This window comes from Ruegeria sp. YTSA168 (assembly GCF_059610045.1).
The window spans coordinates 1-26,479 of the sequence record NZ_JBXWMW010000020.1 but is presented as its reverse complement, the minus strand read 5'-3'; the positions used below and the strand labels follow the sequence as shown (position 1 = coordinate 26,479).

Annotated in this window: 23 protein-coding genes; 8 read left to right on the top strand and 15 right to left on the bottom strand. The window is 55.1% G+C overall.

Translation table 11 applies throughout. The features are described 5' to 3' along the window. Nucleotides 1-77 precede the first annotated feature (77 nt). The 7 genes from AC2FFE_RS19855 to AC2FFE_RS19825 form a co-directional block, all read right to left on the bottom strand. Nucleotides 78-785: a ThuA domain-containing protein gene (locus AC2FFE_RS19855; RefSeq protein WP_496820805.1), complete on the bottom strand. Its 708-nt coding sequence runs from the start codon at nt 783-785 to the stop codon at nt 78-80. After that, nucleotides 782-1,654, bottom strand: coding sequence for an NAD(P)-dependent oxidoreductase (locus AC2FFE_RS19850; RefSeq protein WP_496847496.1), 873 nt, complete (start codon nt 1,652-1,654; stop codon nt 782-784). Before AC2FFE_RS19850 ends, AC2FFE_RS19855 begins: the two co-directional genes overlap by 4 nt. Continuing rightward, nucleotides 1,654-3,174, bottom strand: a complete 1,521-nt coding sequence (locus tag AC2FFE_RS19845; RefSeq protein WP_496820807.1) for a sugar ABC transporter ATP-binding protein — start codon at nt 3,172-3,174, stop codon at nt 1,654-1,656. The genes AC2FFE_RS19850 and AC2FFE_RS19845 overlap by 1 nt, the downstream gene beginning before the upstream one ends. Next, nucleotides 3,171-4,172: an ABC transporter permease gene (locus AC2FFE_RS19840; RefSeq protein ID WP_496847495.1), complete on the bottom strand. Its 1,002-nt coding sequence runs from the start codon at nt 4,170-4,172 to the stop codon at nt 3,171-3,173. The genes AC2FFE_RS19845 and AC2FFE_RS19840 overlap by 4 nt, the downstream gene beginning before the upstream one ends. Before the next feature lie 13 nt (nt 4,173-4,185). Continuing rightward, on the bottom strand, nt 4,186-5,160 hold the full coding sequence (locus AC2FFE_RS19835) for an ABC transporter permease (protein ID WP_496847494.1): 975 nt from the start codon (nt 5,158-5,160) through the stop codon (nt 4,186-4,188). A 68-nt stretch (nt 5,161-5,228) separates the two neighbouring features. Further along, on the bottom strand, nt 5,229-6,026 hold the full coding sequence (locus tag AC2FFE_RS19830; RefSeq protein WP_496847493.1) for an SDR family oxidoreductase: 798 nt from the start codon (nt 6,024-6,026) through the stop codon (nt 5,229-5,231). Between the two features lie 73 nt (nt 6,027-6,099). After that, complete coding sequence (locus AC2FFE_RS19825; protein WP_496847492.1) at nt 6,100-7,056, bottom strand: sugar ABC transporter substrate-binding protein; 957 nt, start codon at nt 7,054-7,056, stop codon at nt 6,100-6,102. A 303-nt stretch (nt 7,057-7,359) separates the two neighbouring features. On the opposite strand from AC2FFE_RS19825, the gene AC2FFE_RS19820 reads away from it, so the two are divergent. From AC2FFE_RS19820 to AC2FFE_RS19790, 7 genes are all read left to right on the top strand, one after another. Continuing rightward, entirely contained in the window at nt 7,360-9,102 is a 1,743-nt protein-coding gene (locus AC2FFE_RS19820; RefSeq protein ID WP_496847500.1) for an extracellular solute-binding protein, read from the top strand. 18 nt (nt 9,103-9,120) lie between these two features. Beyond that, nucleotides 9,121-9,930, top strand: coding sequence for an SDR family NAD(P)-dependent oxidoreductase (locus AC2FFE_RS19815; RefSeq protein WP_496847491.1), 810 nt, complete (start codon nt 9,121-9,123; stop codon nt 9,928-9,930). A 64-nt stretch (nt 9,931-9,994) separates the two neighbouring features. Next, nucleotides 9,995-11,293: a M24 family metallopeptidase gene (locus tag AC2FFE_RS19810; RefSeq protein ID WP_496820815.1), complete on the top strand. Its 1,299-nt coding sequence runs from the start codon at nt 9,995-9,997 to the stop codon at nt 11,291-11,293. Nucleotides 11,294-11,346: 53 nt separating this feature from the next. Beyond that, on the top strand, nt 11,347-12,342 hold the full coding sequence (locus tag AC2FFE_RS19805) for a thiamine pyrophosphate-dependent dehydrogenase E1 component subunit alpha (RefSeq protein ID WP_496820817.1): 996 nt from the start codon (nt 11,347-11,349) through the stop codon (nt 12,340-12,342). A gap of 10 nt (nt 12,343-12,352) precedes the next feature. Beyond that, nucleotides 12,353-13,348, top strand: a complete 996-nt coding sequence (locus AC2FFE_RS19800) for an alpha-ketoacid dehydrogenase subunit beta (protein ID WP_496820818.1) — start codon at nt 12,353-12,355, stop codon at nt 13,346-13,348. Further along, nucleotides 13,338-14,363: a biotin/lipoyl-containing protein gene (locus AC2FFE_RS19795; RefSeq protein ID WP_496834450.1), complete on the top strand. Its 1,026-nt coding sequence runs from the start codon at nt 13,338-13,340 to the stop codon at nt 14,361-14,363. Before AC2FFE_RS19800 ends, AC2FFE_RS19795 begins: the two co-directional genes overlap by 11 nt. A gap of 16 nt (nt 14,364-14,379) precedes the next feature. Next, nucleotides 14,380-15,810, top strand: a complete 1,431-nt coding sequence (locus AC2FFE_RS19790; RefSeq protein WP_496847490.1) for an NAD-dependent succinate-semialdehyde dehydrogenase — start codon at nt 14,380-14,382, stop codon at nt 15,808-15,810. Between the two features lie 1,192 nt (nt 15,811-17,002). Here the strand turns inward: AC2FFE_RS19790 and AC2FFE_RS19785 are convergent. From AC2FFE_RS19785 to AC2FFE_RS19775, 3 genes are all read right to left on the bottom strand, one after another. Next, on the bottom strand, nt 17,003-18,565 hold the full coding sequence (locus tag AC2FFE_RS19785; protein ID WP_496820822.1) for a sulfatase: 1,563 nt from the start codon (nt 18,563-18,565) through the stop codon (nt 17,003-17,005). Continuing rightward, nucleotides 18,562-19,428 carry a formylglycine-generating enzyme family protein gene (locus tag AC2FFE_RS19780; protein ID WP_496847489.1) on the bottom strand — a complete coding sequence of 289 codons (867 nt, stop codon included), beginning with the start codon at nt 19,426-19,428 and terminating at the stop codon, nt 18,562-18,564. The genes AC2FFE_RS19785 and AC2FFE_RS19780 overlap by 4 nt, the downstream gene beginning before the upstream one ends. Before the next feature lie 71 nt (nt 19,429-19,499). Further along, nucleotides 19,500-20,420, bottom strand: coding sequence for a LysR substrate-binding domain-containing protein (locus AC2FFE_RS19775; protein WP_496820824.1), 921 nt, complete (start codon nt 20,418-20,420; stop codon nt 19,500-19,502). Between the two features lie 626 nt (nt 20,421-21,046). Between AC2FFE_RS19775 and AC2FFE_RS19770 the strand changes: the two genes are divergently transcribed. Continuing rightward, entirely contained in the window at nt 21,047-21,826 is a 780-nt protein-coding gene (locus tag AC2FFE_RS19770; protein ID WP_496820825.1) for a VOC family protein, read from the top strand. A 204-nt stretch (nt 21,827-22,030) separates the two neighbouring features. Here the strand turns inward: AC2FFE_RS19770 and AC2FFE_RS19765 are convergent, their stop codons facing one another. From AC2FFE_RS19765 to AC2FFE_RS19745, 5 genes are all read right to left on the bottom strand, one after another. Continuing rightward, nucleotides 22,031-22,240 carry a hypothetical protein gene (locus tag AC2FFE_RS19765; protein WP_496847488.1) on the bottom strand — a complete coding sequence of 70 codons (210 nt, stop codon included), beginning with the start codon at nt 22,238-22,240 and terminating at the stop codon, nt 22,031-22,033. 47 nt (nt 22,241-22,287) lie between these two features. Then, nucleotides 22,288-23,394, bottom strand: a complete 1,107-nt coding sequence (locus AC2FFE_RS19760) for an alanine/ornithine racemase family PLP-dependent enzyme (protein ID WP_496820826.1) — start codon at nt 23,392-23,394, stop codon at nt 22,288-22,290. Beyond that, entirely contained in the window at nt 23,391-24,590 is a 1,200-nt protein-coding gene (locus tag AC2FFE_RS19755; protein ID WP_496847487.1) for an N-acetyltransferase DgcN family protein, read from the bottom strand. Before AC2FFE_RS19755 ends, AC2FFE_RS19760 begins: the two co-directional genes overlap by 4 nt. Before the next feature lie 78 nt (nt 24,591-24,668). Continuing rightward, nucleotides 24,669-25,451 (bottom strand): hypothetical protein, encoded by a 783-nt coding sequence (locus AC2FFE_RS19750; RefSeq protein WP_496847486.1) that lies wholly within the window; start codon nt 25,449-25,451, stop codon nt 24,669-24,671. A gap of 46 nt (nt 25,452-25,497) precedes the next feature. Further along, nucleotides 25,498-25,851, bottom strand: coding sequence for a hypothetical protein (locus tag AC2FFE_RS19745; RefSeq protein ID WP_496820829.1), 354 nt, complete (start codon nt 25,849-25,851; stop codon nt 25,498-25,500). Between the last annotated feature and the right edge of the window lie 628 nt (nt 25,852-26,479).

Sequence of the window (26,479 nt, the reverse complement as noted above, 5' to 3'; positions counted from 1 at the left end):
GCATCTCGGAAACGGAAAACCGTTAGATTGAAATAGCGGCCGCCGACTTGGCTTAGCAAACAAGCCTGATTGCGGCACTATCGTTTTCCGTCAGCGGCCCAAATTGCACCCCGGCGAATAATCTCGGTGACCTGAGGCTGTTTCAAGTCGTCCAACTCATGCCCGATTGAGCAATAGAAAACGCGACCCTTATCCCATCGGCGCTTCCAAATCACCGGGATGACTGTCCCCTCGATCCACCACAGATGATCCCCGGAAAAGGTTGTCGTCGCCAGCACGTCATTAGAGGGATCAACCAGCATGTAATACTGCTCGGTTGTCAGTCGAAAGCTTCTGATCCCTTCAACGATTGGGTCATCGGGTTTGCAGATGGTCACATCATAATCGATGTAATCCTCGCGCGGTTGAAGGTTGTCAGGCCATCCCGGCGGGTGAGCAACAAACTGACCTCCGATCAGAAAGTGGTAGGTTGGTCGGTCGCGGAACGCGTCGCCCATATGGCCATGCCACCCTGCCAACCCGCATCCATCCCCGATCAGCTTCAAAAGCCCGTCTTCCTGCGGTTTGGTCATGTTCCCGTATTTGTCTTTGTGGCCCGATCTGGCGGATGACCAGATCGGTGTGATCAGATCCAGATCGGCCAGTTCATCCGGGTTTTCCAGAGGCTCCAACGTGTCGTAGACATCCACGTCGAACCCGTTGTCCTTCAGAAGCGCCTCGTACCAATCGCTGAATTGCTTGGGGGCGTGACCTTTCCAGCCTCCAACAAAAAGTGCGGCTTTCATCCCGATTGTCCTCGCATGTAGTTGAAGATGGACGCCATGTCGCGCGCATCGAAGCCCTGTGCTTCGGCGTTTTTTAGCACCTCAAACGTAGTCTTGGCCTGTGGCATCGGCACACCGACATCCTGCGCCAGATCCAGAGCGAGCCCGACATCCTTGCGTGCCAGCGCAACTGTGAACGTTACAGCCTGACTTGCTTCGTTCAGATAAATTGGGCGGCGAAACTTCAACATCGGCGCCGCAGCGGCAGAGTTTTCGATCACATCAAATGCGAGATCGGTGGCAATGCCAGCGCGCTCGGCAAGGCAGAGCGCCTCAGAGACCGTCTGGTTCATACCGTGGATCAACAAATTCACCGCAAGTTTCATGGCCGCGCCAGCGCCGACCTGTCCCAACCAGATGGTCTTGCGCCCCATCGCGTCAAAAAGGGGTGACAGCGTCTGAGCGAGCGAAGCATGAGCGCCTGCCATAATCAGAAGCGTGGCCTCTTCGGCGGCGTTGGTCGCCCCGGAAACCGGCGCATCAACAAAGCGTTTTCCGGTAGTCTCGGCAGCCTCTGCAATCTCGGAAACCAAAGCCGGGCTCATTGTGCCCATCTCAATCAATATTTGCGCGCCCGGTGCCGAGATCAGACCTGCATCTCCGAAATAGACTGCCCGTGCGGCTGCATCGTCTGCGAGCATCGAGACCGTGACATCAGAAACTCGGGACAATTCTGCAGGAGTGTTGGCAATTCCGCCGCCAACACTCTGTGAAAAATCCTGCGCAGGACCGGTGCTGCGGTTCCAGACCGTGACGTCATGCCCTGCCCGGGCACAGTTGGCTGCCATCCGGCGCCCCATGCGACCCAATCCTGCAAAACCAACCCGCATCACGCGACCTGCGTCGTGCCGTTGTCAGAGAGGCCCGAGATAGCCCGAACCAGACTATCTTCGGTCACATCTTCAGACGTGAATTCCTGTGTGATCTGCCCCTGGAACATAGCGTAGATCCGGTCCGCGACGTGCAACACTTCAGGCATCTCCGAACTGATGACGATCACCGCATATCCTTGCGCGGCAAGATCCCGGATCAGGTTGTGAATCTCGGCTTTGCTACCGACATCGATCCCGCGTGTCGGTTCATCAACAATCAGCACGTTCGGGTGCATGGACAGCCATTTGCCGATGACGATCTTTTGCTGGTTGCCACCGGACAGGTTCCCGACAAGTTGCCGCCAACCGGGCGTTCGGATGTCCAGCCGGTCGCGGTATTGATCAAAGATCGAAACCTCGGCCCCTTCGGCCACAAACGGACCAGCCTTGAGATCATCCACCTGAGGCAGGGTCATGTTGTCCCTGCAGTTCATGCCCAAGACCAACCCCTGACCTTTGCGGTCTTCTGGGACCAGCGAGATACCCCGCTCAATCGCGTCTGACGGTGAGTGGATGCGTATCTCTTGCCCATCAAGCAGGATTTGTCCGGCAGATGGATCGCGCAATCCAAACAAGGTTTCGGCAATCTCGGTACGCCCTGCGCCGACCAACCCATAGAATCCAACCACTTCGCCGCGTCTGATCTTGAAACTGACGTTTTGGTACAGATCGCCGCAACTCAGATTTCGCACCTCCAAAGCCACGTCCCCCAATTCGTGGTGCGAGACGTTGCGGGACAGGTCCAACTTGCGCCCGATCATCATCTGGGTGACGGATTCTTCATCCGTTTCTGCTGTGATTGCGGTGCCCGTGTGCTGTCCGTCCCGAAGCACACTGACTCGGTCGGTAATGCGAAAGATCTCTTCCATCCGGTGTGAGATGTAAATGATGCCCACGTCACGCGCTTTCAGATCGGCGATCACGTCGAACAGAACATCTTTTTCCGTGTCCGTCAGTGATGCGGTGGGTTCGTCAAAAATCACCGCTTTGGCGTCTACGGTCAGGGCGCGGGCGATCTCGACCATTTGCTTGTTGGCGATGGACAGATCCCCGACGAGGGTCTTGGGCGTAAAGCCAACCTTCAGCCGATCCAGAATGTTTGCCGTATCGGCATAAAGCTTGTCCCAATCGACCCGCCCGTAAGACTTGCGCGGCAACTCACCGAGATAGACATTCTCGGCCACGGACAATTCGTCTGCGAGGCTGAGCTCCTGGTGAATGAACACAACACCCTTGGCCTTGGCTTCCAGAGGTGAGGTCATGGCGGTGGGAGTCTCTTCGATCAGAATTTGACCTTCATCGGGTTGATAAATCCCCCCCAGAACCTTCATCAATGTTGATTTCCCGGCGCCGTTTTCCCCCATCAACGCATGCACTTCGCCGGGCATGACCGCAAAGGAAACGCCGTCAAGCGCGCGAACACCGGGGAATGTCTTCACGATCCCTTCAAGACGCAGGGCGGGTGTGCGTTCGGTCATGTCTTGAGCTCCTCTGCACCTTTGCGGTTCAGTTGCTTGTCGAGATAGAGAACTGCAATCAGGATTAGACCAATCACCAGATTGACGGTTGAGGTGTCTGCGCCGATATGCCCCAAGCCTTTGCGCAAAAGCTGGATCGCCAGCACGCCCCCAAAGGTTGAGATCACCGAGCCAGCACCACCGGTCAGCTTGGTGCCCCCCAGAACCACCGCGGTGATAATCCACAACTCGTACAGCTCACCATCGTTCGGGTTCACGGATCCACTTTCCGAATAAAACACCGCGGCCGATAGGGCCGCCAGAAACCCGATGATCATGAAATTGAGCATCATGTGTGGGCCGACCCTGATACCCGCATTCACCGCCGCCTCGCGGTTGTCGCCAATGGCATAGGCATTGCGTCCGTGGATGGTGCGGTTCATCACGAACCAGATCACCACGGTCACCGCCAGAAGGAACCAGGTGGCCGTGTGCAGGCCAAGAAACTGAGCCTCAGCGAAATCAACCAATGTCCAGTTCAGATGGCTTGTCGGTTGCTCGCCATTGTACATGAACACCAGACCACGATAGCCAAGCATCGAACCAAGCGTCACAATGAATGCATCGACCCCTGTTTTCCAGACGATCAATCCGTTGATGGCGCCCAGCACGATGCCGGTCAGCAACGCCAGACTCCACGAGATTGGAATGACCCAATCCCCGAGATCTGCAAAAACAGGCCATGTCAGACTGTCCAGCAAGACAATTGCGCAGAGTGCAAAGGTCGCTCCGACGCTTAGGTCAATATTGCCATTGATCATGACGATGGTCATACCCATCGCGATGATCCCGATTGGAGCAGACTGTTTAAACAACAGCAGCATGTTGTCGAGATCCATGAAGGCCTTGTCACTGAGTGATAAATATTCTCCCGCAACGCTGAAGAAGATCAGCTCGAAGACGATGAAACCCCAGATGGCGCCTCGCTTCAGGAAAGTGCTCTGAGTACCAGCTTGCATGTATCCGTTTCCCTTACGCGATCGGTGACCAGAGTTTGCCGCGCTTGGCCGCGATATCGAGCCATACCGCCAGGATAATGATCACCCAGGTCACGACGTATTGGACATAGAATTGCAGACCGACCAGCAGTAACCCGTTCTGGATGAACCCAAGCATCAGGACGCCAATAACCGTCTTGAAGATTGTTCCGGACCCGCCCAACAAAGACGCGCCTCCGAGGATGACAGCAGCCAGCACTTCAAGCTCCAGACCTTGCCCCACGGTGTTCTGGCTGCCCATCGAACGGCTCGCCTGAATAAGACCGGCCGTTGCGACACAAAAGGAAGACGCAAGATAGCAGGCGAAAACAACGCGCGCGCGCCGAATGCCCGAGAAGGTTGCAGCTACGCCGTTGCCCCCCACTGCGTAGACCTTGCGGCCAAACGGGGTTTTGGCCAGCACGATACCCAGAAAAGCGGCCAACAGAACAAACAACAGAATTGGGACGGGAACACCCAACGCGTCACCCTGGCCGAAAACGCTGAACCAGGTACCTTCCTTGTCGGCGATATCCATGTTCTTGCCGCCAGAATAGGTTAGCGTCAGCCCGTGGATGGCCGACAGCATTCCAAGCGTCACAATCAGCGAGTTGAGTTTCAGGTAACCAACAAGAAACCCGATCAGGGCGCCCAGGCACATTGTCATGGCAAACATCGAAGGAATCGCCAGCGTTGGCCCAATCTTGTCGTGAAGGTCCAGGACAACAATAGTTGAAAAGGACATCATTGAGCCAACGGACAGATCAAGATTACCGCTGATCACAACAAAGGTCACTCCCAGCGCCATGACACCCAGAATGGCAGATGAGCGGATCACGCCCATAATGTTGTCCGGATCCAGAAATCTGGGGTTCGCCAACGTAAATCCGATAATGAACACGACAAAAGCAACCAGGATCCCCTGCCGAGCCAGTATTCCCCCAATGTCGGATTTCTTCAGTTGCGCCATCCTGTTCTCCCCGTCTCCGGCAAGCCGGAGGTTTAGTCTTACTACAGCACTCACCGAGCGCCGCGCATTCATACCAGTGTCATGCCGCCATCAATCATCACGATCTGACCGGTCATGTAGTCGCTGTCCCGCGACGCAAGGAATGTCGTCGTTCCGGTGATGTCCTCAGGCTGGGCAACACGTCCGCGCAATATTTCAGCCGAAAATTCCTCCATCGCTTGCCCAGGGCGCTCGGCGGCGCCGATCTCCATCAGGTCGCGGTCGACCTCTTCCCACATTTCCGTCGCGACCACTCCGGGGGCGAAGCCCGTCACCGTGATATCATGCTTCGCCAAATCGCGCGCGCCTGACTGGGTCAGCGAAACAACAGCCCATTTCGAGGCGCAATAAGGCGCGACATTGTCGAATCCCTGTCGGCTGGCAATTGAAGCGGTATTAATGATTTTGCCACCGGTTCCCTGAGCAATCATCTGACGTGCGGCCTCCTGCATGCCGATCATGCATCCCAACCCGTTGACGCCCATGATGAAATGCCAGTTCTCATCTGTCACATCGAGGAAATTCATCGGTTTGTTCACACCGGCATTGTTGAATTTCACATCCAGTTTTCCAAATTGTCCCACCGTATGGTCGATCATCGCACGGACCTGTTCACGATCGGTCACATCGACGGCTGCATGGGTGACCTGACCGCCATGGCTGTTGGCTCTCTGTCTGTTTTCGGCGGCAACCGTTGCCACCTTGTCGCCGTTTATGTCTGCAAAACAGACATCCGCGCCTTGTTCTAACAGCGCCTCGCCAATGGCGCGCCCGATACCTTGAGCTGCGCCGGTGACAATACAGGAACGTCCAGAGACTCGCCCCATGGGTTTCTCCCTGTTCAAATGAATTGACGAAAATGCGCAGGGCCCAATGGGCTCCACGCATCTGGGGAGAGGTTTAGAATACCGGCTTGGTAAACTCGCCTTGGTTGTCCTGTGTGATCTTCGGTGTGTCGAAGTAGTTCAGGAACGGCAGTTCCTTCCCTTCCAGCGTTTCGATCGCTGTTTTCAATGCAGCCTCGGCATCGTCAACGGGTGACTGGTAGATCGAGCCCCAGTATTCACCACGTTCCATAGCTTCGTAGCCAACAGCGAAGTTTGTGGCCCCAACAAAGATGATGCCTTCACGACCAGCGGCTTTTGCAGCGTTCAATGCGCCCACGCCCATATTGTCATCGCCGGAATAGACCCCATCGATGTCATCATATTTCACAAGGAAAGCTTCCATGACCTTCTGGGATTTCTCACGGTTCCAGTCGCCAGGTTGGGTTTCAACCAGCGTCACGTTGGGACATACTTCCGGCAGGCGATCATCAAAACCCTTTTGGCGTTCGATGGCCGTGGTGTACCCCGGCTGCCCCGAGATCTGGACGACGCGTGCTTCATTTTCGATGCCCATGTCCTTGAACTTATCGCACATGATTTCCGCTGAACGCGAACCTTGTGTGATGTTGTCTGGGCCAGAGAAGGAGGCGACGAACGGGAAACCCGCTTCGGCAATGTTTGAGTTGGTGACAATAACGGGGATACCGGCCTTGTGCGCCTTGCGTACCGCCGGGATCACGGCCTCGCCATTGGTTGGCCAGATGATGATGGCATCCACTTCCTGTTGGATCAGGTCCTCCATCTGGGCAATCTGACGGGCTACGTCACCTCCTGCATCCAGAACGACAACATCGACATCGCTGTTCGCCTCGGCGGCTGCGATAAAGGCTTTTTCATATGTGGTCTGATAGCTGTCGACGCCGACATTGTTCTGTGTAATGCCAATAGTCATTGTATCAGCCATAGCTGCCCCACCGAAAGCCGTCAGGGCCAGGGCAGTGGTCGCCACAAGAGTTTTGCGGATATTCATTCGGTTTCCTCCCGGGTAAATTCTTGGTCTTGCCAACTCCCGTTTTTCCTCCGCGGGAATCATCATCCGTAGATCGGATTAGCCCTGACAGGTTCGCGAAAACTTCCGCGCTAAGACCCCCCGAAAATATCCAAATTGAGAATCGTGGTATCCAGAACGGATATCTAAGCGATACTGCACCAAGATCATTCTGAACATTTTGAGAGGGAGGGCAATATGAGCGAATCGAATTTGTCCAAATCGAACAATCCAGCGCCAGACTCGGCCCAACCTTATGATCAGGGTGCAAAGCGGTACAAACCCATGGACGGCTCAGCTTCGACATTTCAGCAAGGTTTTTATCAGGACAAGACCGAAATGCTTCAGGTTGTTTCGTTTCTGGAAAGCTTTTGCGAAGAGCTGGAAGATGTGATCGAGGTCTTTGCCCCGAACCCGTTTTTCCTGATGTCCCTTTTCCTGATCCGAAATCACATTGAGGGTAAAACCGTCACCCCGACGTCTCTCATATCGGCGTCGCACATTCCATATGCCACTGCGTCGCGCCGCGTGAAGGAAATGATCGAAACAGGCCTGATCGAACAGCGCCCGCGCACCAGTTCCGGCAAAAGCTTCTCGCTTCATCCCAGCGAACATCTTCTTGAGGGATGGATGCAGCTGTCCACTCGCATACGGCGCCTGGCCGAAATCGAATTTGGAACAAGCGAAGAGCGGGCAGAGTCCACCGACTATTATTTTGGCGGATCTTACATGGCGACCAAGTCGATACCACCGCTGCAAGTTCTGGGTGAACCCCTGAAACTGGCTGGTGGGGTTCGCGTTCTGGTGCATGGTGACCCGACCTTTATGGTGATGGAAACGCTCAAGCGGCAATTTGAACAAGTGATCGGATCACCGATCCAGCAACGCGCCTTTTCAATTGATCGCTTGCGGGAAGAAGCGCTCAAAAACGCAGAACGCCCAACCAGCCGATATGACATTATCGCAGTAGATCTTCCCTGGATCGGAGAGTTTGTCGAAAAAGGCGTGTTGCTGCCGTTAGAGGGCGTGATGGATTTGGCAGTGCTGGATCCGGCCGATTTCCATACCGCAGGCTGGAAAGCGGCACATTGGGGCGGCAAGGCCTATGGTGTCCCGGCGCAAACCACACCAGAGCTTTTGTTCTATCGGCGCGATCAGTTTGCCGATGCGGGGCTTGAACCGCCTGCGACAACGGACGAACTTCTGACTGCGGCACAGGCTCTCCACGATCCGCAACATGGGCGGTATGGCATAGCGTGGAACGCGGCGCGTGGGACAGCGCTTGGACATACATTCCTAACGACGCTTTCGGATTTCGGGCAGCCGATCGTTGATTTAAATGAGATCGCCGGCGGTTTTGACACCGAAGACCTGCATCAAGATGCCTATCAATTCACTATCGACACGGCCGTGGGGCTAAGTGCTGCCGAGTATCTGATGGAGCTGCTCAACTACTCACCGCCCGACATTTTGTCTATGTCGTGGTACGAACGTATCCGTCCCTTTGCCGCAGGCAAGGTCGCGATGGCATACGGCTACACGCTGTTGGCGCCTTATTTCGAAAGCGATCCGTCTTCGCCCGCACACGGTCAGACCGGTTTCCTTCCACATCCTGCAGGACGTGGCGCCACTCAGGTCGCACCGGTCGGCGGTTATGTGATGGGCATCCCCTCCAATCTGCCGGTCGAGCGTCGTGCCGCAGCAGCAGAAGCTTTAAGGGTCTTCACGTCCCCCGAGGCTCAGAAGCTGTACGTCCAGAACGGCAGCCGGACCAACCCACGCTATTCAGTTGGTGCCGACCCTGAGGTACGACGATCCTCGCCGATCTTCGAAGCAGTCGACGCGATGTCCTGGCGCGATGAGCTGCAATTCTGGCCGCGCCCGCCCGTGCCCGAGATCAGCGATGTTATTCGCATCTGCGGAGAGGAACTCCACGACATGCTGCGCGGGATCATCCCGCCGAAAGAGGCCCTGCGCCGGGCGCAGAACCGCGCTGATGAAACGCTCAGCGGCAAGCGCCGAAGATAGAACCCCAAGGAGAAGAACATGGACCCCAATCGCCTGAACGGTAAGAACATTCTGATTACTGGTGCCGCCCGCGGCATGGGACAGGCGAATGCCGAGAGCTTTGCGTCTCAGGGTGCAAATATCTGCATTGGGGATATCGATCACGCAGAGGCGCAGAAAGTCGCGGATGGCATCAATGCCAAAGGCAACGGCAGCGCGATCGCGGTCAAAATGGACGTGACCAAGCGCGAAGACAATGCAGCCGCCGTTGCCGCAACCGTCGACGCCTTTGGCAGCATCAATGTGGGTTTGTTCAACGCGGGCCTGAACAAACCCCGGTTCTTCATGGATATCGATGAAGACAACTGGGACATGATCATGAACGTCAACACCAAGGCGATGTGGCTGGGTATGCAGGAAACTGCGCGTCAGATGATCAAGCAAGGCCCGATGGAGGGACATCCGTATAAGATCATCAACGTCGGTTCAATCGCTTCGCGCAAACCGCTTGTGGATGTGACGGTTTACTGCACCTCAAAATATGGCTGCCTGGCCCTGACCCATTGCGGCGCCGTTGCGCTGTCCGAACACAACATCACGGTCAACGGATATGCGCCAGGCGTCGTTGTAACCCCACTCTGGGAGCAACTCGACAAGGATCTGGTCGATATCGGTTTCAAGGAGCGCGAAGGGCAAGCGTATGAAGACATCGTGCGTGATGCACTTCAGGTCAAACGGGTCTCCTATCCAAACGACATCGTGGGTACCGCTTCGTTCCTGGCCAGCGATGACAGCGACTATATGACCGGCCAGATGATCCACATCGATGGCGGCTGGTGCATTCAATAACGCAGCAACACCGCGCAAGACCCTACACAACACACCGGTGGTTCGACCACCCGAAGGAGCCGTCATGTCCAGAGCACTAATGCCCAACCTGCTGACCCCGCAGGATCTTGAACCCAACTGGCAATGGGAAGGACGATTGCCCGCATGGGGTCATACATCCGTCGACTTTGAGCGTCGAATTGATCATGACCGCCTGCGCCGCTATCGCCTGGCACGCACGCGTCAGGCTTTGAAAGCGTCGAATGCGGGCACGCTCCTGCTCTTTGATGTGAACAACATTCGCTATGTCTCGGCCACCAAGATCGGCGAATGGGAACGCGACAAGATGTGCCGGTTCTGCCTGCTGACCGGCGACGATGCGCCCTATGTCTGGGATTTCGGGTCCGCTGCGATGCACCACAAGAAATACTCGGATTGGCTGGTGCCGGATCATTGCCGTGCAGGTGTCGTCGGCATGCGGGGCACCATCCCGCCCGAGTTTGGGTTGATGCGCAAATATGCCAAGGAAATCGCCGGGCTTATCCGCGACGCGGGGATGGGGGACATGCCGGTTGGCGTGGACTATGCCGAAACCGCGATGTTCGAAGCGCTCAAGGCTGAGGGCATCAATGTCGTCGACGGCCAACAAATCATGTTGGCAGCACGCGAGATTAAGAACTGGGATGAAATCCAGCTGCTGACGCAAGCCGCCTCGATGGTCGATGGCGTCTATCACATGATTTACGAAGAGTTGAAACCGGGTGTGCGTGAAAACGACATCGTCGCGCTTTCCAACAAGATGCTTTATGAGATGGGCAGCGACGATGTTGAGGCGATCAACGCTATTTCCGGCGAACGCTGCAACCCGCACCCGCACAACTTCACCGACAGGCTGTTCCGTCCTGGTGATCAGGCATTCTTTGATATTCTGCAGTCCTATCAGGGGTATCGCACCTGTTACTATCGGACTTTCAACATCGGCCGGTCCACGCCGTCCCAAAACGACGCCTATGTGAAGGCGCGCGAATGGATCGACGCATCGATTTCGATGATCAAACCGGGGGTCAGCACCGACAAGGTGGCGGAAGTTTGGCCAAAAGCCGAGGAGTTCGGCTTTCCCGACGAAGCGTCTGCCTTTGGCCTTCAATTTGGTCACGGGCTGGGTCTGGCGTTGCATGAACGGCCGATCATCAGCCGGGCTGTCAGCCTTGATCATCCAATGGAGATCAAGACGGGAATGGTCTTCGCGCTAGAAACCTATTGCCCGGCGACCGACGGATACTCTGCCGCGAGGATCGAGGAAGAGGTTGTGGTCACCGAAACCGGTTGCGAAGTGATCAGCCTTTTCCCGGCCGAAGACCTGCCAATCGCCAACCGCTACTGACGCTTATCCAACCGGTCCTTTAGGGCCGGTGTCACTTCTTAGGAAAGTTTATCATGAGCGCCGCAAAGACCAACACTGAGGACTATCTGCGAATGTACGCCCAGATGGTTCGCATCCGAACATTCGAAGACAATGCAAATCAGTTGTACCTGTCGGCCAAGATGCCGGGGCTGACCCATATGTATTCCGGTGAAGAGGCCGTGGCAGTTGGTATTTGCGAAGCTTTGCGGGTCACCGACAAAATTACCTCGACCCACCGTGGCCACGGCCATTGCGTAGCCAAAGGCGCCGATTTCAAGGAAATGTTCTGCGAGTTGCTGGGCAAGGAAGAAGGCTATTGCCGCGGCAAAGGCGGATCCATGCATATCGCGGATCAGTCCAATGGGAATCTTGGCGCGAACGCGATTGTTGGCGGGTCGATGGGTATCGCAACAGGAGCTGCCTTTTCAGCTAAACTGTTGGGCAAGGATGACGTCACTGTCTGTTTCTTTGGCGATGGGGCCACCGCTCAGGGGCTGATGTACGAGGTCATGAACATGGCCGCTTTGTGGAAATTGCCGGTGATCTATGCCTGCGAAAACAACGGGTATTCGGAATATACCCGAACGGATGAAATCGCGGCAGGCGCCATCACGGCACGCGCCGAAGCCTTTGGCATCGAGGCCCATCAGGTCGACGGGCAGGATGTGCTGGCCGTGAATGAGCTGACCGAGAAGTTGGTCGGGCGCACGCGCAAGGGCGAGGGTCCGTTCTTCATTGAACTGATAACCTATCGCTATCACGGCCACCACGTAGGCGATATCAATCGCGAATATTACCGGTCGAAAGAGGAGGAAAAGCACTGGAAGGAAAACCGCGATCCGATCACGCGGTTCCGGTCCTGGCTGGTCGCAGAAGGTATCGCCACGGAAGACGAGATTGAGGCCATGAACGCTGAAATCAAATCCGAAGCAACCGCCGCTGTCGAATACGCCCTGAACGCAGACTATCCGGATGGTGCCGAAGTCGACATGCATGTTTTCACCGACGTCAAACACGCGCTGGCTTGAGGAGCGGAATATGCGAGAAATTACTCTGTCTCAGGCCGTCAACGAAGCGCTTGCCGAAGAAATGCGGCGCGATCCCACCACATTCATCATCGGTGAGGATGTGGCCGAAGCCGGAACACCTTTTAAGATCCTTTCCGGTCTGGTCGAAGAATTTGGCACCGATCGCGTGGTCGACACGCCAATTGCGGAACCGGGGTTCATGGGGCTTGCGGTCGGCGCCTCCATGACAGGCACCCGTCCCATCGTTGATCTGATGTTTGGCGATTTCATCTTTCTGGTCATGGACCAACTCTGCAATCAGGCCGCCAAGATTCACTATATGTCCGGTGGCAAAATGAACGCGCCATTGGTTCTGCGCACAAATCTGGGAGCGACCCGACGATCCGCTGCGCAACACTCCCAATCCTTGCATGCGCTTGTCGCCCATATTCCGGGTTTGAAAGTGGCGCTACCGTCCTCGGCCTACGAGGCCAAGGGGCTGCTCAAAACAGCAATCCGCGACGACAACCCGGTTGTGATTTTCGAAGACAAGCTGATGTACAACGACAAGGCACCGGTCCCCGAAGAAGAGTTCCTCATTCCCTTTGGTGAGGCCAATGTCAAACGCCGCGGCACCGACATTACGTTGATCGGCACATCTTCGATGGTTCAGGTTTGTGAGAAAGCCGCTGAGATTTTATCGGCCGAAGAGATTTCGGCCGAGGTAATCGACCCACGCACAATTGTTCCGCTGGACGAGGAAACGCTGCTTGCCTCTGCCCGCAAGACGAGCCGGGTGATTGTGGTGGATGAAGGGCACCAGAGCTATGGTGTGACGGGCGAAATTGCCAGCCGCATCAATGAAAAGGCGTTCTACCACCTTGACGCACCGGTGCTGAGGATGGGGGCCATGGACGTGCCCATCCCGTTCTCGCCCGCATTGGAGGACATGACGGTTCCAACTCCGGAAGGTGTTGCTGAGAACGCCCGCAGGCTTATGGCGGGGGACATGTTCCATGCCGCATGAGGTGATCATGCCGGCGCTCGGCATGGCGCAGGACACGGGTCTTTTGGTCAATTGGCTGAAAGCACCGGGCGAGGCCGTAAGCTTGGGTGATCCGCTGTTCGAAGTGGAAACCGACAAATCGACTATGGAAGTAGAGGCACCTGCGGACGGGTTTTTGACCGACCTGAAAGCCGAAGCAGGTGCAGAAGTACCCGTGGGTCAGATCATCGCCCTGATTTCGGACACTGCCGAGGGAGAAGGTCAGACGCAGGACGACAGTAACACCCAAGTCGTGCACAAGCAGGACGCAGAACCCGCAACTGCAATTCCGATGCCCATGGTCACTGATCCACCCATTGGGTCGCGTCAAAACACAAACATCGCCGTCGCACCGGTCGCAGAGAACGAACGCATTCTCGCCTCGCCCAAAGCGCGCCGCCTTGCCCATGAGGCAGGGTTGGACCTGAACCGGCTGGTATTGGCCGGGCATCCACAGCCTTATCATGTTGCCGACATTGAGGTGCTTCGAACGTTACCCAAAACCGGCAGCAACGCAGCCACTTCGGCCCATCTTTCTCAGATCACAGCATGTGTGTCACGAACCGGCACGGATGACTTCCTCAACTGGATGCTAGAAGACGGTGGAATAACTATTTCACCCATCGCGCTGTGGGCCAGTTTCGCCTCTGGAGCACTGCGTTCTGTGACGTCTGACAAAGTGGACCTGATAATAGCTCTCTCAAATCTGACCGGCGTAACCACAGTTCTGAAGAACCCAGACAAAACGCGCCTGCTCTATCAGATCGAAGTGCCGGATAACCACCCGGATCTGGTATTGAGAGACATGACAGACAGCCCCATCACCGGGTTGCGACTAGGTCCCCCTGACACTCCGGTTCTGAGCGTCGCAAGCGAAAGGGACATGCTGCGTCTCAGCCTTGAATTCACGTCGGACCAGTTGGAGGACGCGGACGCTATCGCGCTGATATCAGGTTTTGCCGAAAGACTGGCCGACCCATTGCACTATTTGCTCTGACCTGAACGGACTCACCATGAAAAATACCAATCTATATATCAATGGCCATTGGCACGCCGGCGCGGAAGGTCAACGATTTGACGTCATCAATCCCGCAACCGAAGAGGTGATTGCATCGGTCGCGTCAGCCGAAATCGCAGATGCAGATACCGCGTTGGATGCTGCCGAAGCGGCAATGGCAGATTGGGCCGCGCGAACGCCGCGCGAACGCTCTGAGGTATTGCGCAAAGCTTGGGAGCTGATGACAGATCGCCTGGAAGAGTTTGCCCATTTGATCACTTTGGAAAACGGCAAGGCACGCGCGGACGCAGTGGGTGAAGCAACTTATGCCGCAGAATTCTTTCGCTGGTTTGCCGAGGAAGCGGTGCGCTCGGACGGCATGATTACTCACGCGCCCAGTTCGGGTGCGCGGATCATGGTGCAGCATAAGCCCGCAGGCTTGGCTGTGTTGGTGACGCCCTGGAATTATCCCGCCGCCATGGGCACGCGCAAGATCGCCCCGGCCCTAGCGGCCGGTTGTGCCGTCATTATCAAACCCGCCTCTGAAACCCCGCTGACCATGCTGGCATTGATGCCTTTGTTGGAAGAGGCCGGCGTTCCACCCGGTTTGGTCAATGTGCTACCATCACGGCGCACCGGTGCCTTGGTGGATCACATGATGCATGATCCGCGCGTGCGCGTTGTGAGTTTTACCGGCTCTACTGGTGTGGGCCGAAAGCTTTTGAAAGGCGCGGCAGATCAGGTGCTGAAACCCGCGATGGAGCTTGGCGGCAACGCCCCGGTCATCGTTCTGGAAGATGCCGACATGGAAACTGCAATCGAAGGCACGATGTTGGCCAAGATGCGCAATCTGGGTGAGGCATGCACGGCCGCCAACCGCATTTATGTCCACGTCTCCCGCGCCGAGGAGTTTACGAAGCGCCTATCTGATGAAATGTCCGCCTTGAAAGTCGGCGATGGCACCGACCCGTCCGTTGATGTCGGCCCATTGGTCAACTCTGACACGCTTGACAAGGTGGCCGGGTTTGTCGCCGATGCGGTCGCAAAAGGGGCCCGTGTTGAATGTGGTGGTGCCACGCCTGACGGGACCGGGTTCTTTTACCCGCCGACCGTCCTCTCCAACGTGCCGGAAAGCGCCGATTGCGTGCATGATGAGATTTTCGGGCCAGTCGCCGCCATACAGACCTTCACTAACCAAGAGGATGTGATCCGCCGGGCAAACAACACGGAATACGGCCTTGTGGCCTATGTGTTTTCGGATGACTTCAAACGCGCATTACAGGTGTGTGAACGACTGGAATACGGCATGGTTGGCCTGAACCGAGGACTGGTAAGCGATCCGGCAGCACCGTTTGGCGGTGTTAAACAATCAGGCCTCGGACGCGAAGGCGGCCACGAGGGTATGCTGGAATTCATGGAAACTCAGTATATCTCGGCCAGTTGGTGATTTCGGTACTTCAAACTGAGCAAAAACTGGAAATTGAAACCACCTATAGTGACCCACCCTTGGAATAAAATGCTACAGCGAGCACCGAAGCCCAGACGCTTGCGATCAAGGAAACATCACAATCGCCATCGATATATCAATGTCTGCTCTAAGGTGTGCGTTGTTGGTTATTCGCACATGCGGCGAACTTCCGGTTCCCGCCCCCTTCTCTAACAAGTCACTGGACTTCCAGGCATTTGAGAGCGGTACTGTCGTTACGAAACATCGCCCGGGGTCGCCGGGCTCCACTCAGTACCGGACGAAAGATTGGCCTTCGCAAATGAGTGGAGAGAAATGGTGACGGAATCCGCACAGAAAACCAAAGTCGCGAAAGCAAAGGTCGTAAAGGCGAGGCCTGCGCGAAGGGGCGTAGCTGGCTGGCAATGGTCATCGCAGGCAAAACCTTCTCTGAGATCGCCGACTCCGAAGGAGTGTCGAAGCGCCGTGTTCAGGACGTGACCAACCCTGGCATTGCTCGCGCCTGAAGTTCTTGACCGCATCGCTGCCGGCGAACAACCCGATTGCCTCACCACGGATTACCTTATCAAGACGCGGTTCTCTGCTGTCTGGTCAGAGCAGCACGCACAGTTCGCATCGCTCTGAAACAAAACACCCTGAAATCTGCAAACTCGTACCGCCGGAATCGCAAACAGAGACTACGGCATGAAATCGGCCCGGATCTTGCTCTGGATTGCGTCTCTGCAGAAATCCCAGCCTGCCAAGCGCCCGAAATCACGCGACAATTGCGCGATAAGCTTTCAGCGTCTGAAAACAGGGACATGTGTGGCTGTGCACGCAGTCTCGAGCTATCCAGTCTCGCGCAGAATTCCCTATTAACAGGGAATTTACAGGAAAAACTCATAGATTTGGGCCATTTTCGGTGGTTTGGAGCTCGAATTTGTTCTTAAAAACAGTGGCTTGCGTGGATTTTCCCTAGATCGATTAATAGGGAATCTTTCTCTGATGATCAGGGGATTTCTTACGACTAACAATGAAGAGGATAGGGGGAGCGGGCCAAACAAACTTGATCTGAATGTCGCAAGCCGACATTCGTGCGAAGTGTAACCAACGGCTGTTGTGAGCCCCATAGTGCAGGGTTCTACAAAAATTCCCAACGTCTGCTGTTGCTCTCTTTTTAGATCAGGCAGCGGCTTCAGCTTGGCTCCAGTTGAAGCCTTACGTATTGCTCCTTTGGGCAGTCCGCCTCATGCATCAGCGTGATCATTTGGGATTTAAGGCGCTCTTCTACCTCCGGATCAGCCAGCGGACTGGTTTGTGCAGGGTCGACCTTGGTATCCCAAAGCATCGTCGCGAACTGCTTGTCACGGGCGACCCAGGTGACGTTCTCGATTTTCATCGTCATCGCGCCCTTCTGGAAAGAAAACGGTTCTGCAACCTGCAGGTTCTCGAAATCCTCAACCGCGAAATGCGACCGCATATGGGTTGGCATCAGGGTGTATTGATAGAGCGGCTTGTTGTCTGGATTTTGTGGCGACCTCATATAAACATAGCGACCGTCCGTAACATTCACATGGGCTCCGTGCATCCCAAAGATCGCGGCATCTCGCACGGGTGTGTCATCTGCGATAACCTGGGCCAAATCTTTGCCAATCATATCTTTGGACGGTTCTAGTCCAAAGAAGTTGAGCAGCGTCGGCGCAAGGTCGATCGAGGGTTGCACGAGTGCGTTGCGCCGCTCGCCCGAGGCTTTGGCACGCGGATCCCAGATGAAAAACGGCGTGTGGGCGATTTCCTGATACATGGGCATCGACATTTTGCCCCACCAGTCATGTTCGCCCAGTAGGAAGCCATGATCTGTCCAGACGATCAGCATGGTGTCATCCCACAGCCCCTTGGCGTCCATCATGTCCATGACCTGGCCAAGATATTCGTCGCACATACTGACAAGAGCCGCGTACTCAACGCGCAGATGCTTGTTCTCTTCAGGATGATAAGTTGTCCGCGCATACATCGGCCAGTCAAAGAACGGGCCATCATAGGCGTCATAATGCTCTTTGTAGAGTTCTTTGTAGCGGTCAAGCGTGTAAAACGGTTCGTGCGGGTCGAAGGTTTCGATATGAAGCATCCAGTTGTCGTGGTCCGCATTCTTGTCGATGAAGTCGAGACCCGCCTTGAATGTCCGCGCCTGCGGCTGGTTTTCTTCGATATTCATAAAGCCGCGATTGACCCAATCCTGCCGGGTCAGATAGCGCAGCCGCTGCATCGACGCTTGGCTTTCCTCGGGGAACGCCTTGCGATAGGCGTCGAACACCTCGGGTTCCGAGTAGATGCCGTTTTTCCCAAAGGCGCCTTTGGGAATTTCCGGCTCATTCAGGTCGCCGATCCACGGGTCGCCTTCCTGACCACGCCAATACTGCCAGGTGGTGTAATGGGTGTGGTAGTTCAACCCGCCGTCTTCGAAATAGTGATTGTGATCCGTGGTCAGATGGGTGTGCACGCTGGCATCGCTTAGCATCTTGGGCATGCTGTCATCAAACGGTTCCAGCGGCCCCCAGCTGCGGTGCAAAAAGTTGGGCCTACCCGTATGCCAGTCCCGGCGCGCGGGCATGCAGGGCATGGAACAGACATAAGAGGTATCAAAGGTCACCGCCCGATCAGATAGGCGTTTGAAATTTGGCGCATGTACCCAATCATTGCCGTAGCTTGGAAGAAAGTGACGGCTGAGCGTGTCGAACATCACAACGATGGCTTTCATGGGGTGGTCTCCTTTAAATCGAATGCAACGCGGAATCCGATATGCCCGGTTGTCATGTCAGGGGCAGATGCGCTGCGTGCAGACAGGCGGTAGCGGGCGCAATAGGATTTGTGGCAAAGGTGCGAGCCGCCTTTCAGCACTTTGCCTTCCCCAAATGGCGGGCCTTGGGGGTCGTCTGTGATGCGGCTCAGAACGTGGAAGTCGCGGCTGAACCAATCGGCCGTCCATTCCCAGGTGTTACCGACCATGTTATAGAAGCCAAAGCGGTTGGGCTTGAAGGCCGTTACTGGGCAAGTGTTGGCAAACCCGCCAGCCGCGGTGTTTTCCTGAGGAAACTTGCCGCGCCAGATATTGCAGCGGTAGCTGTCGGTGGGCGAGGCATCCCCCCAGGGATAGCGTTTCTGATCCAGGCCGCCGCGACCCGCATACTCCCACTCCGCTTCGGTTGGCAGACGCCCGCCAACCCAGTCGGCGAATGCCACAGCGTCATGCCAGGAAACATGGACAACCGGATGATCTCCTAACGCGTCGACATTCGAACCCGGCCCGGTCGGCGCATGCCAACATGCACCTTCTGTCCTACGCCACCAGGATCCGGGTTCTTCCAGGCTTGCGCCTGCCGGATCAAACATAAAGGACCAGCCAGAACTCTCTGCGGTGGTGGCATGGTTTGTGTCCTCAACAAAGTGGCGGAACTGTTGGTTGGTGATGGCTGATGCGGCCAAGCGAAAGGCCGACACGGAAATGGTGCGCACCGGCTCCTCTCCATCATCCTTTTGGCAACTTCGCTTGGCGCCCATTCGAAACCGCCCGCCTTTCAGCGCGATGATTTCATTCAATTCATGATGACAGACCGTCGACATGGCTCAGGCATAGCATCCCGCTGGCTTGATCCAAATCTCAGAAATTCTCAGGCGTTAGCCTGCACTCAAAGTTATGATACCCGCTCTGACAGCAGGAAACCTGCAAGGTTGTTCTCGGCTTCGTTCATGGGTGATCGACGTGGCACGCCCAAGTAATAGCCAAAGTCCGTGATCATGACCTCCCCGGTCAGTTCCACCAGATACCCACTGTCCAAATAGGGTTGAACCAAGGCCCGGCTGCCTAGGACAACCCCTTCACTGCGCAGCGCCGCATCGACCGCCATCATGTAGGTTGGAAAAACAACTCTCGGCTCATTTCCCTGCGCATCTGCCGCTTTCTGCTCAAACCAATCTCGCAGGGTCATCGTGTGCACGCCCGCTCGATGATAGTCGTACAGATCCATACTACCCACATCCTCTGGGGATAGGTCTGACGGCTGCCCGGTGCGCCCTGTGGCTTCTAAATAGGCGGGCGAGGCGACTGGTATCAGCACTTCCTCAAACAGCAAGGTCAAGGTCCAATCTGGATGCGTACCCCTTGAATATATGAGCGCAAGCTGACTGTCAGCCAACCCCAATTCGCTGAGATTGTCGGTCGTTGTCAGCTGAACAGAGACCTCGGGATAACGATCAATAAACCGGCGCAGTCGCGGCGACAGCCAAAGTTGGGACACGGCGGCGGAAGCCGCGACCGACACCGTAGAGGTTGCTGTTTGCGCAGTAAGATCGTCAAGTTCCACGCCGAGGTACTCCAACGACGCCCCCGCGCGCAGAAACAGTCGCTGACCCTTGACAGTCAGCGACAGCTGTCGTCCATTGCGATAGAACAGACTAAATCCCAAAACCTGCTCAAGATGTTTGATACGCCGGCTGACAGCGGCCTGTGTGACCGACAACTCCTGTGCCGCTGCCGAAAAGCTCATCAGACGGGCCGCGCATGCAAAGACCCTTAATGCGTCAAGGGAGACAATATCAATGAGGCGTTTCTTCATAACTATCTATTGGGGAAAACATTCCGAACAGTCCACTGAAATATAGTTGTAGAATTCTAATGGTTTTGCTGGATTCATGAACACGTATCAAGTACGAGCCTCATCGACCCAGACATTGGATTAATCCGCAGCGAATACCCGCTTTGTCCCGCGTTTCGCGAGTTCGGGTAGCCTTCGATTTCGCGCTTGCCGCGAAAGTCGGGAATGACGGGCGGCGCCGCAGCGAAGCGAAGGTTAGCCAGATGTCTCTTTTGGGCCGTTCTGGCTTTTTCACCAATCGCAATTCGCTCCGCCTAAGTCTGCGAATATCAGACTCGGCTCCATCGAACATTCCTTTTTTGAGAGCAGCTTTAGCGGTCATTGTCCAAAGGCCAACTTCAACCCTAAAAGCTGGAACTGCAAAGCACGAAATATTAGGCTTGGATCGGGTCGCGAGCAACAAGAGAAGCACAAAACTGCGAAGGTCTGTAGAGGGTTCAATCCGACAGAAAGTCAGGCCGCAGTGAATGGCGGCTTTTTCATTGGTAGCATGGGTTTCAGCAAACGCGATCATGGCTGTTGACCTGGGTCAAGTCGACCGCAGGCCAGTATTGTATAAATTGCGGGGATAATGGGAGTTCACCGCTATGACATGTAACAAGGTCGGCCGATTCGTTTGGCATGATCTCTTCACGGGCGACCGATCACGCTCAATGGACTTCTATCGAGACCTTGCCTCCTGGAGCTTTTTGACCGAGCACACGATGGATTTTGCCTGGGGCGGCGGTGAGAAGGAATTTGTGCTCGCCTTAGCACAAGAAGAGGTTGGCGCAGGCTTTGTAGAGACACCGCAACACTATGACGACGGATGGATCGCCTATGTGGAGGTCGAAGATGTAGATCAATCCGCGTCGGCAGTTGAGAGACTCGGTGGAACCGTTGTGAGACCTCCATTCGAGGTGCCGGGCGTTGGTCGCAACTGTCTTTTGAGGGACCCTTTAGGAGCCTTGGTCGGTATCTGCCGGTCCCGACACTCCCATCCGGTGCAGGAGCGGCAATTTGGAGTAGACGGGTATCTATCGTGTTCAGCAGATTTCCCTGGTGAGTTTTATTCGGAGTTGTTTGGATGGGTTTCCGGGTACGACAGCGAACTGCTACGAAATACTATCATTTCACTACCGTCCGGCTATGAAATTGCCGAGCAGTTGCGCGGGTTGCCTCAGGAACAAAAATATGCCTGCTGGATTCCGAGCATCAAAGTTGAAGACGCCACCGCCGCCTGTCGGGACACAGAACGATTGGGTGGAAAACTGGCCAAGATCGACACGAATGATCCGGATCGCACACTCCACCCAGTTTTTTACGATCCGAATGGTGCGCTATTCTTTCTTGTTAACGCATCACTCCGGACACGGAACGATCGTTGAGAGCAAGGGCAGCAAGCTGCCCTTGCATGGTCGATTCTTTAGAATGGGAACCGATAGTGCGAAGGAGGCGGGTGTTCAACCTCCGGCGGAAGGCCGACGTCCTTCCTCAGGTGAGTTGGAAACTCGTTTCTTCTGCGCAAAACAGGCCGTTCCACGCTTGATCGCCGGGCGAAGATAGCCGCTAAGGGCCCAAAGATGCGTTCGTCACTTTTTGACGGGTTTTGGCGCGCGGGATGCAACGGATGTGTTCGCTTCTCTTTCAAGCCGGGCGATGCGAAGCCGGTCGTTCTTGATTTTTCTTTGCTCAGCGTCTTCGTCGATCATTTTTCTAACGATCCGCGTTGTTTTGTCCATCGGTGTTTCCGCTTTGGAAACCTGCGGTTTGAAAACGGTAGTTTTCCTTAGTTTAGCCATGGCTATTCTCCTGAATACATTAACGGCGCTTCTGCGAATGAGAATTTTCAAACTGATGCTAAGTGAGAACCCCGCGCACGTCGCGAAGGATGGCCGCGGATCATCTTTGTTTTGACGTCTGGAGAGGACATGGCATTCATCAACGCGCTGTAGTTCAATTGAAACCGCATTTCCGATCCCACGCTCAACGCAGATTGGCAGGTTCCGATGACAAGATGATCACTTGTTGCGCCAATTAGTCTGTTTCCTAGGGGCATAGAAAGCCCAAAAACGTCAGTATCTTGATGCCCAACAGCCAAAATCAGTTGCGCGTTCTGGGCGCTGTTAGAGACAAGGTGAAGCTTTTTGAACACCGGATCGCAGATGCTCTGAGGGTGAGTTACAGGTTTGGACCCTGATTCAATTATCTCGGCGACAAGCTTAAAGGCATCCGTGTACATCCCGCCTATCTGTTCTCCGGAAACAGGGTCAACACCTAGAAGTATTGCTTCCCCCAACCTTAGATCGTTGATGCGACCAATTGGGTGTCCACCGAAGGCCCAAGGTAAGTTGGCAGAGTTACCACCGGATACTGTCTGAAAGAATGGGCCACACTGGCCTTCAGTGTCATTCGCGAGGACAGATAATGCCTCCATTTCGGCAGCCTCCGGAGCACTCCCGCTCAGGCATGCAAAGTTCGCTCCGATTCCTTTCAGCGCGACACCGGGCATGTCCACTACTTTCTGCGCAATTGAGCCGAGGTCCTTCGGCATAATCCCTTCACGCAAATCACCCATCTCGACCATCAGGATAACTCCGTGCACCCTGTCTTTCCGTATCGCCGCGCCCGCCAAGCCTGCGATCACTGTTATCTCTGTGTTATAACTTGCCTCACAGAATTGAACGACCTGTTCGACCTGGCTCAGCATTGGCGTGCGGATCAAAGTGATCGGGCATTTTATGCCCGCATTTCGTAACTTCCGAACGTTACTAAGGCGCGCTTCTGCAAGTCCCACGGCGCCACCGTCCAGCATAGCCCGACCGATGGCTGGATGCCCGCACACTGCTTTGGTCACACCAGTAACACTGATGCCACGTGTCGCGAGGCGCTCAACTACAGTCTGTGTATTGTGGCGTATCTTGCCTAGATGCACCTCAATGCGGGGGGTGCTCATATCGCAGTCAAAGACGTTGGTTGGCGTAAGCCGGGATAAGCTGCAAGCACCATGGTAAGCAAATGCGACGCCGGTCGACTGAGTACATCCGTTACAGGCAGCCCGAGTATTTGTGATTGTGCGGCAATAGTTTCTGTAACTTCGGCCTCAGACATCCCCTCGTGATTGAGTGTGACGCCGATAACTTTTGTGTCGGCAAACGCCTCTATAAGGGCAATTTCATTGGCAGGTTTGGGCATTGGCATTTCGGGAAAATCACAGCGATGCGCGCGTTTTGGTGCGTGCTGAAGGATAACGGCGTCCGGCTGGCTGCCCCGCAGGATAAAGGCGGACGTGCAAAACGCCGGATGACTTAACGCCCCTTGACCTTCGATCAATATGACATCGGGCTGTTCAGATTCTGACGCCGCAACTATCGCACCTTCCAGCTCACCGCAGCAGAACTGCGGCGGCACGGCATCCATTGCCACACCGTATTTTGCGCCCTGCATCAAACCCGTCTGACCCGTACCAACAAGAACAGTTTTGATTCCTTTTGCGTTCAAAGCGCGGGCCAATACGGTCGCTGTTGTCCGCTTTCCAATTGCGCAATCGGTCCCAAGAACCGCGATGCGCAAGGCGTCCACGCCAGCGATACTGCCATCGAACAGGCGCATATCTTTGCTGGGTTTAGGTTTTCGAACATCGCGAATGGTGACATTGCGTTCAGAAGCAAAGGACGCGATCTCAATGTCATCGCTCAGATATTCATGCAATCCACTGACGATGTTCATACCAAGGGATATCGCATCCAGAACAACGCCGCGATCTGCCGAAGAGAGTCTCCCGGTGGAAGGTGCCATTCCGTAAATCAGGGTATTGGGAATCTCTGTTTCATGGAAGACGGCAGCGTCCAGATTACCGAAGACCGGAATGTGATTTGCTGTATCGTCAAGAACCAGCCCGCTGTCTTCGCCGCTGTGGTCGCTGTCGATGACAGACAGAATCTTATATGCCTCTGAATGGCGGACGAGACCATTTGCAGTTTTGCCATCGATTTTGGCGAAGTTGCCCTGACAATAAACAATCGCAGATGGCGGCACGACGATCTGAGTGGTGGCTGTTGATCTTGACTGTTTGTCATCTGTCAACGGTGGCGCTTGAGCACCGCTGACGGGACGACGGATAGTGTTTGCCGCGCTAAAGTCGGTTTTCATGATGTTTCCTTTGTATGGTCGACGCCGACGGCAACGCTGTTGTCACCATCGAATATTCCAGTCGAAACTGCCGTGCCCTCAGTTATCGAGAACGCACAGATCTTTAGCCAACTTGAAATTCTTATTGCATTCCCAACGGTTTCCGGATCTGTCCAGATGGGCATTTGCAGGGATTTCTATTTTCTCACAGCTCGCATCCGAGTTTGCGTATCCCCGTTCGCACTTCCATCCCGTGCCGTAAGTTGCATCGTCAAAGTATGCATGGTCAGGGATCACAACCGCCGCGCAAAGGCCATCCTGTTCAAAGAACCCACGTTCGCATGTCCAAGGTCGGCCATATCCTTTTGAATTCAGATAAGCGTTGGCGGGTACTACAATGGCGACGCAAAGATCACCTGATGGCTCAAACCCACGGTTGCATTCCCACGCCGGCCCGTAGCTAGTAGCTGCCATGTACGCGTTTTCGGGTACAACAATTTCTTGGCAGGTGTCGTCGACTTTGAGAAAACCGCGCGAACAGTTCCAGCGCTCACCTGATGAATCAAGGAACCCGCCATCAGGCACAATCACAGCAACACAGGCTGTATCGTCGTTCTTGCGAAAACCATGGAGACATTCCCAACCGCGTCCATAGCTACGGTTGGTTTGATACGCATTATCCGGCACTACGACTGCTTTGCAGACGTCACCACTCAGTCTATATCCGACGTCACATTTCCACCCGTCACCGTAGCTCTTGGCGGAGGCGTTCTCAGGCATCGATTGCGATGCGGATTGCGCAAGTGCAGGCAATGGAAATACGAGCAGAGCACAGATTGGGAACACGATCAGCGCGGCAATCATCTGAATGCCAGGTGACAAATGTGATCCCCAGATCATCCGACGCAGCTGCGGCGTTGCCTGTGAGCTATGACCCATCCAGCTCAAGTCCCGCGATACAGGCGTCTGCTAGGTCGCGGCTGGGTGTGTCTGACCCCGGTAACGTAGCCCAACCCGTATCCATCAGAGCCTTGCGGCGGGTGAATCCAGAGGCCTCTTGAAGGTTAACCAGAATTTCTTCGCGATTGGGGTCAGCTGCTGACCTGTTCAGGCAAACCGGCACCATCGCGAGCGTCACTTCTGTGCTTGCAAGATCCTTTGCCATTTCTTGAGCGCTGCCACTGGTTGTCCAGCCGCCCCAAGTAAAGCCAATGATAGAGATTGCAACCGCACCACCCAAGGCACCGTAGATGCCTGGTTTCGTCCATTCTGGAAAAGTCATTTTTGGATCCTTTGGCGGAGAAAGCGCCGCCTCACTGTTTGGAGTCTTTCCATCACAAGCGGATCAACTGGTGTCACAATCGAGTTGGTCGTGCACGATAACATCGGCAACCTTCCCCAACATCAGATCCCAATTGGAGGACGTGACAGCTGAATTGTCATGATGGAAGAGCGTAGCTCACTCCAGCAGACAGTATGCCCAAGCCGCAGAAAACCAGAACTCTAGTACCTGCTACATAACCACTTGGCGTCGAGATTACAACGCTCGTCGACCCACCGCTGTTTCCAGGGCCCCCAATGGCGATGAAAGAAACGGGAGCAAGTTAACGTTCGTTTGTTAAATTGACAAATCCACAGCCAGATATTTGATCCCTTTAGCAAACCCTCTAAGTAGCCGACATTCGCTGCACTACAGAAAACAGGTAGTAAGGGGCTCACCGCCGCCGCTGGTGCTGATGCGGCATATGGGCCTGGAGAATGATTTCGCATAACGAGGGCGGCCCTTTGCGGACTTTTCTCCGCACTTAAAGCTCTGCAATGCAGCGTCACCATAGCGGATGGGGTGGATGGCTCCTGCTCCACCGGCGTCGCAATGCGCCATAATGCAGTTGTCTATCACTGCTAGGAAG